Annotated in this window: 15 protein-coding genes; 12 read left to right on the top strand and 3 right to left on the bottom strand. The window is 41.5% G+C overall.

The genetic code is table 11. The annotated features are described in order from the left end of the window. Positions 1-22 precede the first annotated feature (22 nt). Positions 23-472, top strand: a complete 450-nt coding sequence (locus JOC54_RS10690) for a GNAT family N-acetyltransferase (protein ID WP_054793783.1) — start codon at positions 23-25, stop codon at positions 470-472. A gap of 5 nt (positions 473-477) precedes the next feature. After that, entirely contained in the window at positions 478-1,248 is a 771-nt protein-coding gene (locus JOC54_RS10695) for a class I SAM-dependent methyltransferase (RefSeq protein WP_204466304.1), read from the top strand. A gap of 39 nt (positions 1,249-1,287) precedes the next feature. Here the strand turns inward: JOC54_RS10695 and JOC54_RS10700 are convergent, their stop codons facing one another. Further along, entirely contained in the window at positions 1,288-2,757 is a 1,470-nt protein-coding gene (locus JOC54_RS10700; protein WP_204466305.1) for an esterase/lipase family protein, read from the bottom strand. A gap of 145 nt (positions 2,758-2,902) precedes the next feature. Here JOC54_RS10700 and JOC54_RS10705 point away from each other — a divergent pair, with 145 nt between their 5' ends. The 9 genes from JOC54_RS10705 (at position 2,903) to JOC54_RS10745 (ending at position 10,147) form a co-directional block, all read left to right on the top strand. Beyond that, positions 2,903-3,571 carry a futalosine hydrolase gene (locus tag JOC54_RS10705; protein WP_204466306.1) on the top strand — a complete coding sequence of 223 codons (669 nt, stop codon included), beginning with the start codon at positions 2,903-2,905 and terminating at the stop codon, positions 3,569-3,571. Then, positions 3,540-4,370 carry a 1,4-dihydroxy-6-naphtoate synthase gene (locus tag JOC54_RS10710; protein WP_204466307.1) on the top strand — a complete coding sequence of 277 codons (831 nt, stop codon included), beginning with the start codon at positions 3,540-3,542 and terminating at the stop codon, positions 4,368-4,370. Before JOC54_RS10705 ends, JOC54_RS10710 begins: the two co-directional genes overlap by 32 nt. 17 nt (positions 4,371-4,387) lie before the next feature. Continuing rightward, on the top strand, positions 4,388-4,960 hold the full coding sequence (chrB, locus tag JOC54_RS10715) for a chromate efflux transporter ChrB (RefSeq protein WP_321174558.1): 573 nt from the start codon (positions 4,388-4,390) through the stop codon (positions 4,958-4,960). Next, positions 4,957-5,496, top strand: coding sequence for a chromate efflux transporter ChrA (gene chrA / locus JOC54_RS10720; RefSeq protein ID WP_035419884.1), 540 nt, complete (start codon positions 4,957-4,959; stop codon positions 5,494-5,496). Before chrB ends, chrA begins: the two co-directional genes overlap by 4 nt. A gap of 81 nt (positions 5,497-5,577) precedes the next feature. Continuing rightward, positions 5,578-6,330 (top strand): DeoR/GlpR family DNA-binding transcription regulator, encoded by a 753-nt coding sequence (locus JOC54_RS10725; protein WP_035419885.1) that lies wholly within the window; start codon positions 5,578-5,580, stop codon positions 6,328-6,330. Positions 6,331-6,355: 25 nt separating this feature from the next. Then, entirely contained in the window at positions 6,356-7,153 is a 798-nt protein-coding gene (gene kduD, locus JOC54_RS10730; protein WP_235194577.1) for a 2-dehydro-3-deoxy-D-gluconate 5-dehydrogenase KduD, read from the top strand. Positions 7,154-7,175: 22 nt separating this feature from the next. Further along, on the top strand, positions 7,176-8,006 hold the full coding sequence (gene kduI, locus JOC54_RS10735; RefSeq protein ID WP_204466308.1) for a 5-dehydro-4-deoxy-D-glucuronate isomerase: 831 nt from the start codon (positions 7,176-7,178) through the stop codon (positions 8,004-8,006). Then, positions 8,003-9,409, top strand: coding sequence for a glucuronate isomerase (uxaC, locus tag JOC54_RS10740; protein WP_204466309.1), 1,407 nt, complete (start codon positions 8,003-8,005; stop codon positions 9,407-9,409). The genes kduI and uxaC overlap by 4 nt, the downstream gene beginning before the upstream one ends. 21 nt (positions 9,410-9,430) lie before the next feature. Beyond that, complete coding sequence (locus JOC54_RS10745; protein WP_367617795.1) at positions 9,431-10,147, top strand: NAD-dependent epimerase/dehydratase family protein; 717 nt, start codon at positions 9,431-9,433, stop codon at positions 10,145-10,147. Positions 10,148-10,185: 38 nt separating this feature from the next. Here the strand turns inward: JOC54_RS10745 and pelA are convergent, their stop codons facing one another. Both pelA and JOC54_RS10755 read right to left on the bottom strand, forming a co-directional pair. Further along, positions 10,186-11,184 (bottom strand): pectate lyase, encoded by a 999-nt coding sequence (gene pelA / locus JOC54_RS10750; RefSeq protein WP_204466310.1) that lies wholly within the window; start codon positions 11,182-11,184, stop codon positions 10,186-10,188. A gap of 66 nt (positions 11,185-11,250) precedes the next feature. Then, the gene (locus tag JOC54_RS10755; protein WP_204466311.1) at positions 11,251-12,105 is read right to left on the bottom strand and encodes an AraC family transcriptional regulator; all 855 of its coding nucleotides are present in this window, start codon (positions 12,103-12,105) and stop codon (positions 11,251-11,253) included. A 76-nt stretch (positions 12,106-12,181) separates the two neighbouring features. Here JOC54_RS10755 and JOC54_RS10760 point away from each other — a divergent pair, with 76 nt between their 5' ends. Beyond that, positions 12,182-14,467, top strand: coding sequence for a helix-turn-helix domain-containing protein (locus tag JOC54_RS10760; protein WP_204466312.1), 2,286 nt, complete (start codon positions 12,182-12,184; stop codon positions 14,465-14,467). The last annotated feature ends 9 nt before the right edge of the window (positions 14,468-14,476 follow it).

The raw sequence follows: 14,476 nt of genomic DNA on the forward strand, positions 1-14,476 counted from the left end.
GAGGAAAAGGAGATGATGATAATTGGAGTGGAGCCTAAAACAGTTTAACGAATTATCGCCTGGAGAACTGTACGCGATTATTAAAGCAAGAATCGAAGTGTTTGTGATGGAGCAGCGCTGTATTTTTCAAGATTTAGACGATATCGATCAAGAAAGTTATCACTTGTTTTTGATGAACGAGAAAGAAGTGGCAGCCTACGCTCGACTAATTCCTAGCGGCGTTGAATATGTAGAGTCATCCATCGGAAGAGTACTGGTTAGTAAAGCATATCGTGGTCAAGGGCTTGGTCATGTGCTTATGGAGCAAGGAATGGATTTTCTTACAAATCAGTTAAAGGAAAAAACGATTAAATTAAAAGCAGAATTTTACATTAAAGAATTGTATGAAGAGTATGGGTTCAAACAAATTTCAGCTATTTTTCTAGAAGATGAGATTGAACATGCGTATATGTTGTATCAAAAAGGCAGGTGATGGCTATGAAACTTATGAACCATCCAGATTGGAAGCAGCCTCATTCAAATGATTGGTACAACCAGCTTGCACAGGAAGCTGCAGCCTATTCATACGACTGGTCTTCTACATATAGTGATCGTACAGGAGAGAATCTGTTTGATGAACAAGCTTCTTTGCTCGTCAAAGATAAAGACGTACTCGACATTGGCTGTGCAGATGGTCATTTTACGGAAAGATGGAGCAAGACAGCACTTAGAACAGTTGGTATTGATGCATCAGAAGCGTTTATTGCGATAGCGAAGCGGAAAGAGAGGGCAAATCTTTCGTTTGTGAAAGCAAATTCAAAAGAGAATCTTCCAAATTTAAACCGGCCATTTCAAGTCGGACTTATTCGAAAAGGTCCGACATCGGGCTATGCTATCCTCAAACACTATTTGTCTAGTGAAGGAACGTTTTTGGGGCTTCATCCCGGCGATCAGTCAGGCGAAGAACTGATTACCTTGTTTCCGAATCTATTTAACGAGCGAAATCAGAGTGAAGTGAAACAAAAACTACAGGTAATTGAAGAAGAGTTAGCATTTAAATCGTTTCACATTGATGATGTCAGCTGTACGGAATGGCTTCATACGCCGGTTGATGTTTTGAAACTAGCCTGCTTTGGTCAAAAACAAACCGTTTTATTGGCCGCACTTGAAAAAGAATTAAAGAATGTCGCAGAAATATTTAACAAACACAATACATCAGAAGGATTGGCAATTACATATTCACGCTATTTGGTTCGAGGTAAAGTATAAAAGCATACCGCACTCAAAGTTGAGTGCGGTATTGGTATTTTACTCGTATAACACGCCGTTTTTATCAACGTATTGGTGCTTAATAATGGTTCGTTCAAACACTTCACCGGTTGAAGTCTTCCCTGCGATGTCCACTGTCAGCGTTTGTGACGTATTGGGTTTTAAAGCAGAAGAATGAATGGAAACGGAATCGAGTGGCTCGTCAACAACAATTAACTGATCATCAGCGTGCACCGAATAGGTTGTTTCATCTAAATCAATTTTTACTGCATCAAACTGAGCTAATACATTTCCCTGTTCTGGTTCAATTGATTCCGAAACTCCGCCCTCAAGAGCGATAGTCGCCAAAAAGGCATTTTTTCCTGCTTGCTTCATTTTAATGGTCCACTCCCCGGATTCAGGTTGTTTCATTTCAAAATGATGAGCAACGGCCCCGTTAAATAGGCTTTCTTGATGCTCTGGCTGTACGGATGATAAAGGAATGATATTTCCAGATGGAGAGACAAGTTCGGTATTTGTCAGTTCGGTGCTAGTAAGTAAGGAAACGGTACTACTAGAGACGCCTTCTTCTATGATAAAACGTTGCTCCCCTGTTTCGGAAAATTCCCCTCCTCTGACAATTTGATTACTGACTTCATTTACGAGGTTCTCAGTCTCGGTTTGTGCAGCGTTCACTGTAAACTGGTTGCGAATATCTGGAAACACGCGATGACCAATAGCGATATCAAAGTGATCGAGTGATAAAGATGCGATTTCTGCCGCATAAGGAAGTCTTGAACTAGTAACAGAAACAGCACCATCATTTGTCCCATAAAACTGAAGATAAGCTCCACCGAAATAAAGGGAGGAGCCAAAAGATCCCCATGATTTTCCTGATAGGGTTGCAAAAGGTACAGAACGGGAAGTTACTTTAGCATCCGTTTGCGCGCGAAAATTTGCCATTGTTCCTGTTTGCAGGGAATCCGTTCCCTCAGAGCGCATTCCAATAATCTCAGCTAACCAACCTGCCCAGTTACTGTATGCCAAGTTGGCTAATTGACTACCGTGGTGTGGTGTTCCGAGCGTAACAACATTGGAAACATATTGTTCAGCATTATAATGTATGAGCGCTGCTTGCGCGTCAACGCCACCTTTGCTGTGCCCGACAATAATTATTTTCTCGCCGAAATGTTGATTCATCTCCGCGAGCTTCTCTGCAAGAAGTGCTCCATTTGTCCAGTAAGACTTGTCGGGGTGCAAATTAATAAATGCTGTTGGATGCCCAGCCTGCTGCGCTTGTTTATACATGTCGTTTGGTTCGAACCAGGTTGAAGCAGAACCTGTCAGTCCGTGAATAAATAGAATTGGTTTTCCTGTTTTTCGTGGTGGATCTTCGCCAAGGTACCACGTTCCAGGTGGAGCAGCTGGATCCGGTTTTCCTTTGCTAAAAGCTTCCGCCTGGCCAGAATGAAAAGAGAGTGTGACAAACACAACGAGTAGACAAGCAATGGCCCATTTTTTTATTGACATTTAATCACTCCTTTGGTTGGTTTAGTGATCCTTATGCCAAATCTGGCATCAATTGTACCATTTTCTAACAGTCTTTTTTGAAAGCGATAAGGAATAAACTATGCTATACTAATTTGTTAGAATCGTTAGAAAGGCTTGATGGTGCATGTTGGATAAGCTCCCAATATTATTAGCTGTATCTGTAGAACAAGAAAAAGAGGCCCTGTTAAAGGGGTTGGGAAAAGATTCACGGTTTGATGTACTGGTTTGTGGTGTTGGGATGGCAAAAGCCGCTGTTAGAACAGCCAATCAGTTAAATCAAAAAGCGTATTGTGGCGTCATTAATCTAGGTATTGCGGGAGGGTTTCCGACTCATTCAGAGATTGGAAGCGTGGTGATGGCAGATCGTGTGCTTGCTCCAGAAATTGGTGCAGAATCCCCACAAGGGTTTCTATCTATTGACGAGTTGGGGTTTGGTTCTCAAGAAGTACCTGTTGTAACCAATCCATTCTTTGTTGGGAAAATAGCCGAAAAACGTTCAATTAAGGTTGGGACGATCTTAACGGTTCTAACAGCTACTGGAACAGAAGACACGCTGCAATCGAGAGCGTTGCATGGTGCTTTGGCTGAAGCGATGGAGGGATTTGGTGTTGCTACAGCAGCTGAAGAACAGGGGCTTCCATTTGCTGAAATTCGGACCATTTCCAATCTAGTTGGCATCCGTGACAAATCGAAGTGGGATTTTTCGGCCGCGTTTAATGGGTTAACCGATGTTGCTAAAGTTCTGAAGGAGGTTAATAGAAATGAAGATTGCTTTTTCTCCGTGTCCGAATGACACATTTGTCTTTTATGGCTGGGTCCACGGCAAGATCGAGGGGGCACCGCAGCTTGAGGTAACGTATGCTGATATTGATAAAACAAATTATTGGGCGATTGATCAAACGGGACCAGAGGTAATGAAAGTTTCCTATGCCGCTTTACCATACATATTGGAAAACTATCGGCTTGTTCCTAGCGGTGGTGCGCTTGGGCGAGGCTGTGGACCTCTCGTCTTAACGAAAGAAGAACAGGAAGTAAATTCATTAGAAGGAAAAACGGTTGCTGTTCCAAGTGACCGTTCAACAGCTTACTTATTGTTTCGCTTATGGACAGAGCAGAAACTAACGAACAATCATATAACGATTAAAGTGATGCCGTTTGAACAGATCATGCCGGCTGTTAAAGCGGGAGAAGTAGATGCTGGCTTAGTTATTCATGAAGCGCGCTTTACTTATAAAGAGTTTGACCTTCATCTACTTCAAGATTTAGGGCAGTGGTGGGAAGAAGATACAGGATTCCCTATACCACTCGGAGCAATAATTGCGAAACGACATTTGGACCATCAGGAAATTGGTGAATGGGCTACAAAATCAGTCGAGTATGCCTGGGAAAATTCTGCGGAAACTTCCAGTTACGTAATGAATCACGCTCAAGAATTAAAGCAAGAAGTAGCGGAAGCGCATATTGATCTATACGTAAACGAGTTTACTAGGCATTTAGGCAACGATGGCTATGCAGCCATCGAGAACTTACTTGGACGGGCAATGGAGCAAGGTTTGGTTCCAGCATTTGACTTAAATAAGATAAGAGAATAGGTAAGGAGAGGGTCCAAGTGGAATATAAACAATTAGCGTTAGCTATGCTGCGCACAGGTTTGCTTGGGTTCGGAGGTGGTCCTTCTGTTATGCCTCTGTTTAGGCATGAAGCCGTTCATACATATAAATGGATGAGTGATGATGATTTCGGTGAAACGCTGGCAATTGCCAACACGCTTCCTGGACCAGTTGCAACGAAGATGTCTGCATACCTTGGCTATCAATTAAAAGGTTGGCCAGGGGCAATCTGGGCGACAATATGGCATATACTGCCTACGAGTTTAGCAATGATTCTACTATTCTCAGTCGTTGGAGCAGTTAGTAATTCCGCAATTATTGCCGGTATGATTGGTGCGGTTACACCTGTTATTGCGGTTTTACTTGCACAAATGGCTTATGATTTTGGCAAAAAAGCGGTAAAAGGATTTGGTTGGATTATGGGGATAGCGACTTTTGTACTTGCTTTTGTTTTGTTGCAGCTCGTTAATCTACATCCTGGTATCGTTATAATCGTCTTTATATTCTACGGACTGTTTCATTACCGACTTGTGGATAAATGGAGAGCTCGCTCGCAAGGAGGAACGTCATGATCTTTCTATACTTATTTTATGCGTTCTTTATTGCCAATTTGCTTGGCTATGGAGGTGGACCCGCTTCTATTCCACTCATGTTTGAAGAAGTTGTCAACCGCTTTAACTGGTTGTCGAGTGAGGAATTTTATAACGTTCTTGCGCTTGGAAACGCTTTGCCAGGACCAATTGCAACAAAAATCGCAGCGTATGTTGGCTTTAGTGTAATTGGATGGGGCGGTGCACTTATTGCTTTAAGCGCAACCGTTATCCCTTCGGCTGTAGCGATGATCGTGCTAATGCGGGTACTTCGAAAGCATAGGCAATCGCCAATCGTCAAAGGACTATCTCTTGCGGTCCAGCCGGTTATTTGCATGTTAATGGTTCTCTTAACGGTAACGATTTTCGACGATGCCCTGCAGTCAATTGGTTGGATCCAGTCACTTATTATTGCCGCAGTATCATTCTTCTTATTAGCAAAAGTGAAGCTACACCCCGCTCTGGTCATTGTTCTTGCATTTGCCTATGGTGGGATCGTTATTCCATTTATAAGTTAAGGGAAGGTTGTCATTTGACAACCTTTTTCTATGTTTACATAGGTTCGAAAATGTGCGATATTAAGTGTTGAGGTGAAAGAAATGCTATCTTTAGAAAGACATGAGCAGTTGCTTGCTTATTTAGCTGAACATCGATCGATTCGTGTTGCAGAAGCTAGCAAACAACTTAATGTAACGGAAAAAACAATTAGGCTTGATTTAGAGTTTCTTGAAGAGAAAAATTTAATTAAGCGAGTGCACGGTGGGGCTGTATTGGCTGAATCGGAAACGAGCCTGTTTCCGATAAAAAAAAGGCAGGAAAGCCACGGAATGAAAAAACAAGAAATCGCCGAAAAAGCGAAAGCAAGTTTAGTTGACCACGATGTTATTTTAATCGATGGTGGAAGCACATCAGTGGCGTTTGCGTCTATTTTAGGAGATCAACCATTAACGGTTATCACAAATGACATTTTAGTTGCCTCTGTTTTATATGATAAAGAGCACATCCAGCTGCTGATGCTAGGTGGTGCACGTCTGGGCACAACTTCAGCTCTTTATAGTACAGAAACAACAAGCATGCTGGACTCACTCTATGTAAAAAAAGCCTTTATTGGGGCAACAGGTGTGTCGCTTAAAAATGGATTATCCGTCTTAAACCATCAACATATTGATTGGAAGAAGAAAATCATGGCTGTTGGCGAGCAAGTGACGTTGCTTGCAGATTCTACTAAATTTGGTCAGACAGGTTTGATGAAATTTGCGGATATTAGTGAACTTCACTCAATTATCTCGGATTCATCTTTGGATTTGGTGACAAAGAAGGAAATTGAAGCGCTGGGCATTAACGTTCAATGAAAATGATTGTACATGAGTGAATGTTATGATAATATCAAACGTAATTGAACAAAAACGAACAAAAGGGGAATGGGCGATGTTTTCATTAGCAGGGAAAACGGCGCTGCTTACAGGAGCCAGCAGAGGGCTCGGGCAAGGAATGGCGATTGGCCTTGCCGAAGCAGGGGCGACCGTTATTGGAGCGGGTGTAAGCAACATGGCTGAAACAGGTGAATTGGTTGAACAAGCAGGTGGCGCATTTATTGGCATTCATGCTGATCTGAGCACTAAAAATGGCGTAGCTGAGCTTGTAGAGCGTGTTTATCAAAAAGTTGAAAGCGTTGACATTTTGGTTAACAATGCAGGCACGATAAAACGAGCGGAAGCAGAAGCATTTACAGATGAGATGTGGGACTCAGTCTTACAGGTAAACCTTGATGCGGTTTTTGCACTGTCAAGAGAAGTAGGTAAGAGAATGTTGGTACAAAAGCAAGGGTCAATTATTAATATTGCTTCGATGCTGTCTTTTCAAGGAGGGTTGCGCGTACCTGCTTACGCGGCAAGTAAACATGCAGTGGCGGGATTAACCAAATCATTGGCTAATGAGTGGGGTGCGAAAGGGGTAAGGGTAAATGCAATAGCACCTGGTTACATGGTAACAGATAACACAGAGGCAATTCGAAATGATGAAAAGCGCTATCAATCAATCACATCAAGAATTCCTCTTGGAACATGGGGGACCCCTGAAGATTTAAAAGGTCCCGTTGTTTTTCTAGCATCTGATGCTTCGGCGTATGTAAATGGTCACATTCTAGCTGTTGACGGCGGTTGGTTAAGTTCATAATATTCAAAAGGGAGAGTGTAGTATGGATATTCGATATGAGGTAAATCCAGTTGATTTTAAAACGTATCAAACAGAAGAAGTACGCAATGCTTTTTTAGTGGAAACTCTTTTTGAAGATGGCCGTGTTCAATTCACCTATTCTCACTATGACCGGCTTGTAATCGGTGGTGCGGTTCCAACAACTGAACCTTTGGAGTTGGAATGGACCGATGTATTAAAAACAAACTACTTCCTAGAACGAAGAGAGTTAGCCGTTATTAATATTGGCGGAGAGGGAGAAGTTACGGTTGACGGGGAAGTGTATTCATTAGTGAAACGGGATTGTCTCTATATTGGAATGGAGAACAAGCAAGTTCAATTCAGAAGTAAGGATGCTACAAGTCCAGCAAGGTATTACCTTGTTTCTGCTGGTGCACATCGCGTCTACCCGACAAAACTTCTGCCGATTTCGGAAGCAGAGCCAAACAAATTAGGTTCAGATGCAGAATCAAACAGCCGGACGATTTACAAGTACATTCATCAAGAGGGGATACAGAGCTGCCAGTTAATGGTTGGGATGACACTGTTAGAGCCGAATAATATGTGGAATACAATGCCGGCGCACTTGCATGACCGGAGGATGGAAGCCTATCTTTATTTTGACATGGAGCCGCAAACGCGAGTTTTTCACTTCATGGGTCAACCGAATGAGACCCGCCATCTTGTCCTAAAAAATGAGCAGGCAATTCTTTCACCGCCTTGGTCAATTCATTCAGGTGTAGGAACGAGCAATTATACGTTTATTTGGGCAATGGCGGGTGAGAACTATACATTTTCAGACATGGACGCTGTACCAATGGAGGACTTAAAATGATTCAAACGGGAAAAGCATTTATCCATGATCAGTTCATGTTACAAAACGATACAGCAGCAAAACTTTATCATGATTATGCAAAAGAACTGCCGATCATTGATTACCATTGTCATGTATCTCCTATTGAAATCGCGGAAAATCGACAATATCGCAACATCAGTGAAATTTGGCTCCATGGTGATCACTACAAGTGGAGAGCGATGCGTGCCTGTGGAGTTGATGAGTCATTTATTACAGGCGAAGCATCGGATAAAGATAAGTTTTTAAAATGGGCAGAGACTGTTCCATACACACTCGGTAATCCGCTCTATCACTGGACACATCTTGAATTGAAGCGCTATTTTGATATTGATGAATTAGTAAATGCAGAGTCTGCGGAAGGAATTTGGGAGCAAACAAAAGAACAGCTCCAGTCGTCCACTTTGTCTACGAGAGGTATTATTAAGCAGTCAAATGTTGAAATCATCTGTACGACTGATGACCCGACAGATGGGTTGGAGGCTCATCAATCGATTGCACAGGATCGATTTGAAACAGCTGTTTACCCAGCATTTAGGCCAGACAAAGCGTTGATGGTAGGAAAGAGTTACTTTACAGATTATTTAAGTAGCTTGGAAACAACGGGCGGAATCAAAATTGATTCTCTACAGAAACTGCTTGACGTATTAGATGCGCGGGCCAACTTTTTCCATCAACAAGGTTGCCGCTTAGCGGATCACGGGATTGAAACCATTCCATTTCAACAAACAAGTGATCAAGATGTTGAAGCAATTTTTAGAAAAGCTCTTGCGGGTGAGCCCATTTCGCAAAAGGAAACGGAACAATATCAGACATACGTGTTGCTCTTCTTAGGCAAGTTGTATCACTCGCTTGGCTGGACAATGCAGTTTCACCTAGGTGCATTGCGCAATACAAATTCACGCATGTTTAAGCAATTAGGTGCAGATACAGGGTTTGACTCCATTGGTAATTTTTCATTCGCCAAATCATTAACGCTGTTTTTAAATGAGTTGGATAAAACGAATGAGCTGCCTCAGTCCATTTTGTATACATTAAATCCAAATCATAATGAGGTCATTGCTTCGGCAATAGGTAGCTTCCAGGGGGATACACCAGGAAAAATTCAGTTTGGTTCAGGCTGGTGGTTTAATGATACGAAGCAGGGAATGGAAAAACAACTAAATGACTTAGCCAACATTGGCTTATTAAGCCAATTTGTTGGGATGTTAACCGATTCTCGAAGCTTTCTTTCCTACACACGACATGAATATTTTAGAAGAATTATGTGCAATCTTATTGGATCATGGGTCGAAGCGGGAGAGTGGCCAGCAGATGAGAAGTGGATTGGTCAACTTATTCAAGGAATTTGCTACCGTAACGCTAAGCAGTATTTTGCTTTTTAAGGGGCTGGTCAGTTGAAGAAGGTGGTCTTGCTTGGTGGGGCAGGGACGGTAGGAGTATCATTAGCCAAAGGATTCAAAGATCGATACAACGTCGTTATTATGGATCAAAAAAAGCCTGAGGTGGATGTACCATTCATTGCAGTGAATGCTTGCGATTTCGACGACTTAGTAAGGAAGATTCCAGCTGATGCGGATGCCGTTATAAATTTACTAAGGCTTGAACCAGAAAAAAGTCTTGTTGATAAAGTTGAAATGGACCAAATGACTTTGCTCTTTTTTCAAGCTAGTTATTATTTGTATTTAGCAGCGGTGCAGCTGGGTATTCCTAAGGTGGTATTTGCTAGCAGCAACCATGTCACAGATTGCTTTGAAGAACAAGGTCGCTCACTGCTCGGGCGTGAAATTAACGTCAGTGATCCGGCAAAAAGTAAATCACTTTATGGAGTTTTAAAGTATGCTTCAGAACAGGTTGGACAATTATTTGTAGCGGAGCATGACTTGGCCGTCATTTCAATCCGTATAGGATCAATGCCCGCAAAGGAGCAAAAGCTGAATGAAGGAAAGCGAGAACGTCTTTTTCATACACAGCTTTTAGAAGAGGATGCAGTCGAGCTATTTCGCCTTGCGATTGAAACAACTCGTTCGAGCGGGACCTATTATGGCGTTTCTGACCATCCTGACAAGCCGTGGAGCACATTGAACGCTGTTTATGAACTGGGATTCAAATCACAGTCTTAAATGGAAATAGAGCCTGGCATTTGCCAGGCTCTTCCTTGTTAATTGAGAAGTTTATATGGCCATGTTCCAGCCCAGGCATACCCAAAGCGTCTTTCTTGTTCAATTTCCATAATGGAATAACGAACAATGCCGTCACGTCCAGAGAAAATCGGACGCTCGGTATTCACTTCATAAAAACGGTACCAACTATCGACTCCTGCTTGAGGGAAGAAATGGGGTTCAATGCGTCTTTCATAGCGTGTGTTCGTTAATCGGGCTTGATCGAGCCAAGCTAAGCTTGATTGAACAGCCTGATCAATTTCATCTGATTGAAGAACGGTTTGATTCATCAACCATTCGACAATACCAACCGTCTCATCAACAGCAATAGAAGGATGTTCATAAGCACGCCCATGCAAAGGTTCATAAGAAACAGGATCATGCTGCTGGCCCCATCCTGCTAAATCTCCTGCTGAGATAATTTGAGCATGAAGAATATAATCGACACCAGATACGAGTGCTTCATGAGCTTGATTGCGTTGTTCTTGTGTAAATAAATCTCCTTGAAACGGTTCATTTTCTTGAATGATGTCTTCAAGTAAAGAGAGAACACGTATGGTTGCGTGATCATTAAAAGTCACATAATTGGAATACCAAACAGAACTTGATGGATTCTGTCCACGCTGTGGATAAACCTGTCTGAATCCTCCACTAGGATATTGAAGCTGGTTTAAAAAATCAACACCGCGAAGAACACTGTTCTTAAAACGCGGGTCTGCTGTTAGTTGGTAGGCGTTTGCGACAAGGCGTATTTCTGAAGTGGTTGCATCGTTATCAATGGTTCCAAGCTCATGCCCGTTTGATTCCCATACTGATTTTGACTCTGTTCCATCCCACTGCCGTGTATAGATTTGTGGCATGTCTTTAGACCAACCCCCATGATCCATTTGCCAGCTAATAAGATTTGTTGCTTCTTCAATGCTTGAATTACTTGCAGTTGCTGAGGGGGCAAAGAACAAAAGCAAAAAGAGAATTAGTAAAGAACATCTTTTCTTCATAAGCCATCACACCTTTCTTTTCTTAAAACTTTATTAGGAATGATTTTGTGTTTTTTACGACGTTTCTCATTTCATTGCGTTTATTCTACGCTCATGCTTTATTCGGTATTGAGTTGGAGAAAGATTAAACGTACGCTTAAATAAACGATTAAAGTGGGCGTGGGAAATAAAGCCTGTTTTTTTCACAATGATGTTTATTGGCAAGGAAGTTGTTAACAGGAGAGAGCAGGAAGCGAGTAAGCGAACTTGATGAATGTGTTCAGTTAAGGTAATTCCTGTTTTTTCTTTAAAGAGTGTGCTCAGATGATTCGGGCTAATATAAGCAAGGTTTGCTAAAGCGGTTAAAGTAATTGGCTTATTGTAATTTTTCTGAATATAAGCGATGATAGTTGTAATAAGCTGATTGGATTCATCTTGTTTCGAGTGGACTAGTGTGCGGCAAGGAGGGGTTCGAGCTATTTCAATTAGTAATTGTGTTAATAGTGCTTTCATTTGCAATGAGTAATGCCGATCTGGCTTCTTAAATTCTTCATACAAATAGGATACTAATCTTGTAATGGTAGACGAGTGATCTTCTGAAAAATAAAAAAGTGTAGCTTCAGTATTTGTGAGGTTACATAAAAGGGGTTGAGCTTCGTCCAAAACGGCATCATCCGAAAAATTAATGACATACCGTCTATAAGCAGACGGATTTGCTTGAACGAAGCGATGAAGGACATGGGGACGGATAAGCAACAACGTGTTTTCTTGTAACCGAATCGATTCGTGCTGTAGTTGAAAAATACGGTCACCCTCAGCTAACCAGTGGAGTTCATAATCACTGTGGAGGTGAAACGTCTTCATTCCATTAGCTGGCGCTTGTTTTGCACAATAATGGACATAGAATGGATTAGGATGTAAGGAAAAAGAAATTGCCTTCATACATAAAGCCTCCATTTCAAATTGATTGTTTTCTTAGTATATCCTGTTTATAAAGCGCTTACAAAGGAGGGAGTACATGCCGCGCACATGGCTCGGAAAATTAATGGTGTATGGAACGTTGCTGGCTACCATTCCTGTTATCGTTGTAGGCGTGTTCGCTTATTTTCAATCAACGAGTCAAGTTAATCAACGTGTTACGAATGAAAAAGTTGAGCTGATACGCCAAGTTGAGGCAAACGTAGAACAAGTATTGACTACCATTAACCATTCTTTTACAAATACGATGGAATCAGCAACAATGGAAACCGTTATTCGAAACCCCTTACTTGGAGGAGACTTTGAGTTATATCGTAGTTTAAGAGGGGAACTGGGGAAGCTGCAATCATTTGATACAAAAGTAGAAGAAGCAATTGTGGTTAATGCTGAGCAAAATTGGATTGCTTCAAACCAAGGGATTAGACGATTACATACACATCCAGATGCAGAGGTTTATTTACGGTACTTAGATTTACCTTACGATACGTCATGGCTTTTATTGGACGGTACTGAATTTGAGGAACCGATTGTGCGTAGGAGCTGTCCATATACACTCTCTCTTGTAAAAAAGCTACCTCCTCGTCTGAGTGAAAAGTATGGGTTAGCGTTTGCTAATATTCCTATGTGCAGCATTCTTGAGCTGATTGCGCCCGATGGGTTGAGCGATGAAATGATGATCGTAAATGAGGATAACGAGATTATCGTGCATTCATCATTTGAGTTTATTGGCGAACCCATTCAGGCGATTGGGTATGATGATTTTAGTTGGCCAGACGAAGAAAGAGGGCAATTTACGGTACAGTCGGATCAAGGATCTTTTACGCTGACGTATTCACATTCAAACTTAACAGGTTGGAAATATGTCTCAACGTCTTCCTTGAATGAATTAACAATGGAATCTAGAAGCATCGGCTGGTTTACGTTCTTAGTTGTGTTTACATTAGTAGCCATTTCAACAATTGCAATTTGGTACTATTCCCGAAAGTTGTACAGTCCCGTTGAGGAGCTTGTCGCAGCATTAGCCGACAATGATTTGACCGATAAAAAAAGGAACAACGACTTTCAATTTATCCAAGAGAAATACAAGGATCTATTTTCTTCTAAAGCACTGCTAGAACATGAGTTAAGTATTCATTCAAAGCAATCTCGTTCGCTGTTTTTAACGAGACTACTCCAAGGTCAACTTTCACATCGCGATAAGCAAAAGCGATTAACTGGTTTCAAGCTCGCAACACGTTTAGATAAATGGTCAGCTTTTAGTGTGCTTGTTGTTCATGCTGAAACAAACCATTCGCATCAAGACTGGGATGAAAATGAACTAAGGCGGTTCGCTTTGCAAAATATTATTGAAGACACAGTGCCGGAGTGTAATCGATTTCCAACTGTTTGGATAGACGAGCTGCTTGTTTTAATCGTTGGTACAGAGGATGATGGATCTGCTGCTAAAGATGTTGCTATTTATAATTGGAGTGAACGGATAAGTGAAAATGTTGAGCGCTTTGCCAATAGTAACGTAAGCATTGGGATTAGCCAGTTGTTTAAAGAGATGGAGGGCGTCCATCAGGCGTATAATCAAGCAAAAGAAGCCATAACGCATCGATTAAAATTTCCTGATCCTGTAATCATCCATTTTAATAGCGTTCGTACAAAAGGACATACAATTGAATTTCAATATCCCGCTGCAATTGAAGAAGAGCTTTTGTTAGCTGTTCGAATTGCTGACGAAGCAAAAGGGTATCGCTTATTTACAGAGTGGACGGACTATATTATGAAAGAATCAGAGGTAATTGGGGAAGTTCATGTCTCGTTTATTCAGCTAGTCAGTAAGTTGTTACGTTTAAAACAGGAAAGTGGACTGAAAACAAGTGAGCCATTTCTCCCTGAAAATCAATTATTAAATGAAGCGCTACAGCTAAAATCAAGAAGGCAACTGGAAGAATGGGTAGATAAGAAACTACTTCAGCCACTTTTCTCAATGTACAAAGATATTAGTAAAGCTCAGTTCAAGCACTTATCAGAGAAAATGATCCACTATATTCATTCCAATCTCGATCAGTCGATTACGCTAGAGCGATGTGCAGATGACTTGCATTATAATGCCAATTATTTAGGTACTGTCTTTAAAGAAGAAACAGGTCAGACCTTTAGTGAGTATGCTGGGCACTATCGTTTAAAAAAAGCAAAAGATCTTTTAAAACATTCGGATCTGTCCATTAAAGTGATTGCCGAGAGAATGGGCTATACAAACTCGCAAAACTTTATCCGTTCATTTAAGAAGAATGCAGGACTTACACCTGGGCAATACCGGCAAGAGCAAAAAGGATAAAAGCAGCCG

It is taken from the genome of Shouchella xiaoxiensis (genome assembly GCF_016907895.1).
In the GTDB taxonomy this organism is placed as follows: Bacteria; Bacillota; Bacilli; order Bacillales; family Bacillaceae_D; genus Shouchella; species Shouchella xiaoxiensis.

Bases quoted from the DNA above. Each gene is read 5' to 3' on its own strand.
- JOC54_RS10695 (WP_204466304.1), top strand. From the start codon at position 478: ATGAAACTTATGAACCATCCAGATTGGAAGCAGCCTCATTCAAATGAT.
- JOC54_RS10700 (WP_204466305.1), bottom strand. From the start codon at position 2,757: ATGTCAATAAAAAAATGGGCCATTGCTTGTCTACTCGTTGTGTTTGTC.
- JOC54_RS10705 (WP_204466306.1), top strand. From the start codon at position 2,903: ATGTTGGATAAGCTCCCAATATTATTAGCTGTATCTGTAGAACAAGAA.
- JOC54_RS10710 (WP_204466307.1), top strand. From the start codon at position 3,540: ATGAAGATTGCTTTTTCTCCGTGTCCGAATGACACATTTGTCTTTTAT.
- chrA (WP_035419884.1), top strand. From the start codon at position 4,957: ATGATCTTTCTATACTTATTTTATGCGTTCTTTATTGCCAATTTGCTT.
- JOC54_RS10725 (WP_035419885.1), top strand. From the start codon at position 5,578: ATGCTATCTTTAGAAAGACATGAGCAGTTGCTTGCTTATTTAGCTGAA.
- kduD (WP_235194577.1), top strand. From the start codon at position 6,356: ATGATAATATCAAACGTAATTGAACAAAAACGAACAAAAGGGGAATGG.
- kduI (WP_204466308.1), top strand. From the start codon at position 7,176: ATGGATATTCGATATGAGGTAAATCCAGTTGATTTTAAAACGTATCAA.
- uxaC (WP_204466309.1), top strand. From the start codon at position 8,003: ATGATTCAAACGGGAAAAGCATTTATCCATGATCAGTTCATGTTACAA.
- pelA (WP_204466310.1), bottom strand. From the start codon at position 11,184: ATGAAGAAAAGATGTTCTTTACTAATTCTCTTTTTGCTTTTGTTCTTT.
- JOC54_RS10755 (WP_204466311.1), bottom strand. From the start codon at position 12,105: ATGAAGGCAATTTCTTTTTCCTTACATCCTAATCCATTCTATGTCCAT.
- JOC54_RS10760 (WP_204466312.1), top strand. From the start codon at position 12,182: ATGCCGCGCACATGGCTCGGAAAATTAATGGTGTATGGAACGTTGCTG.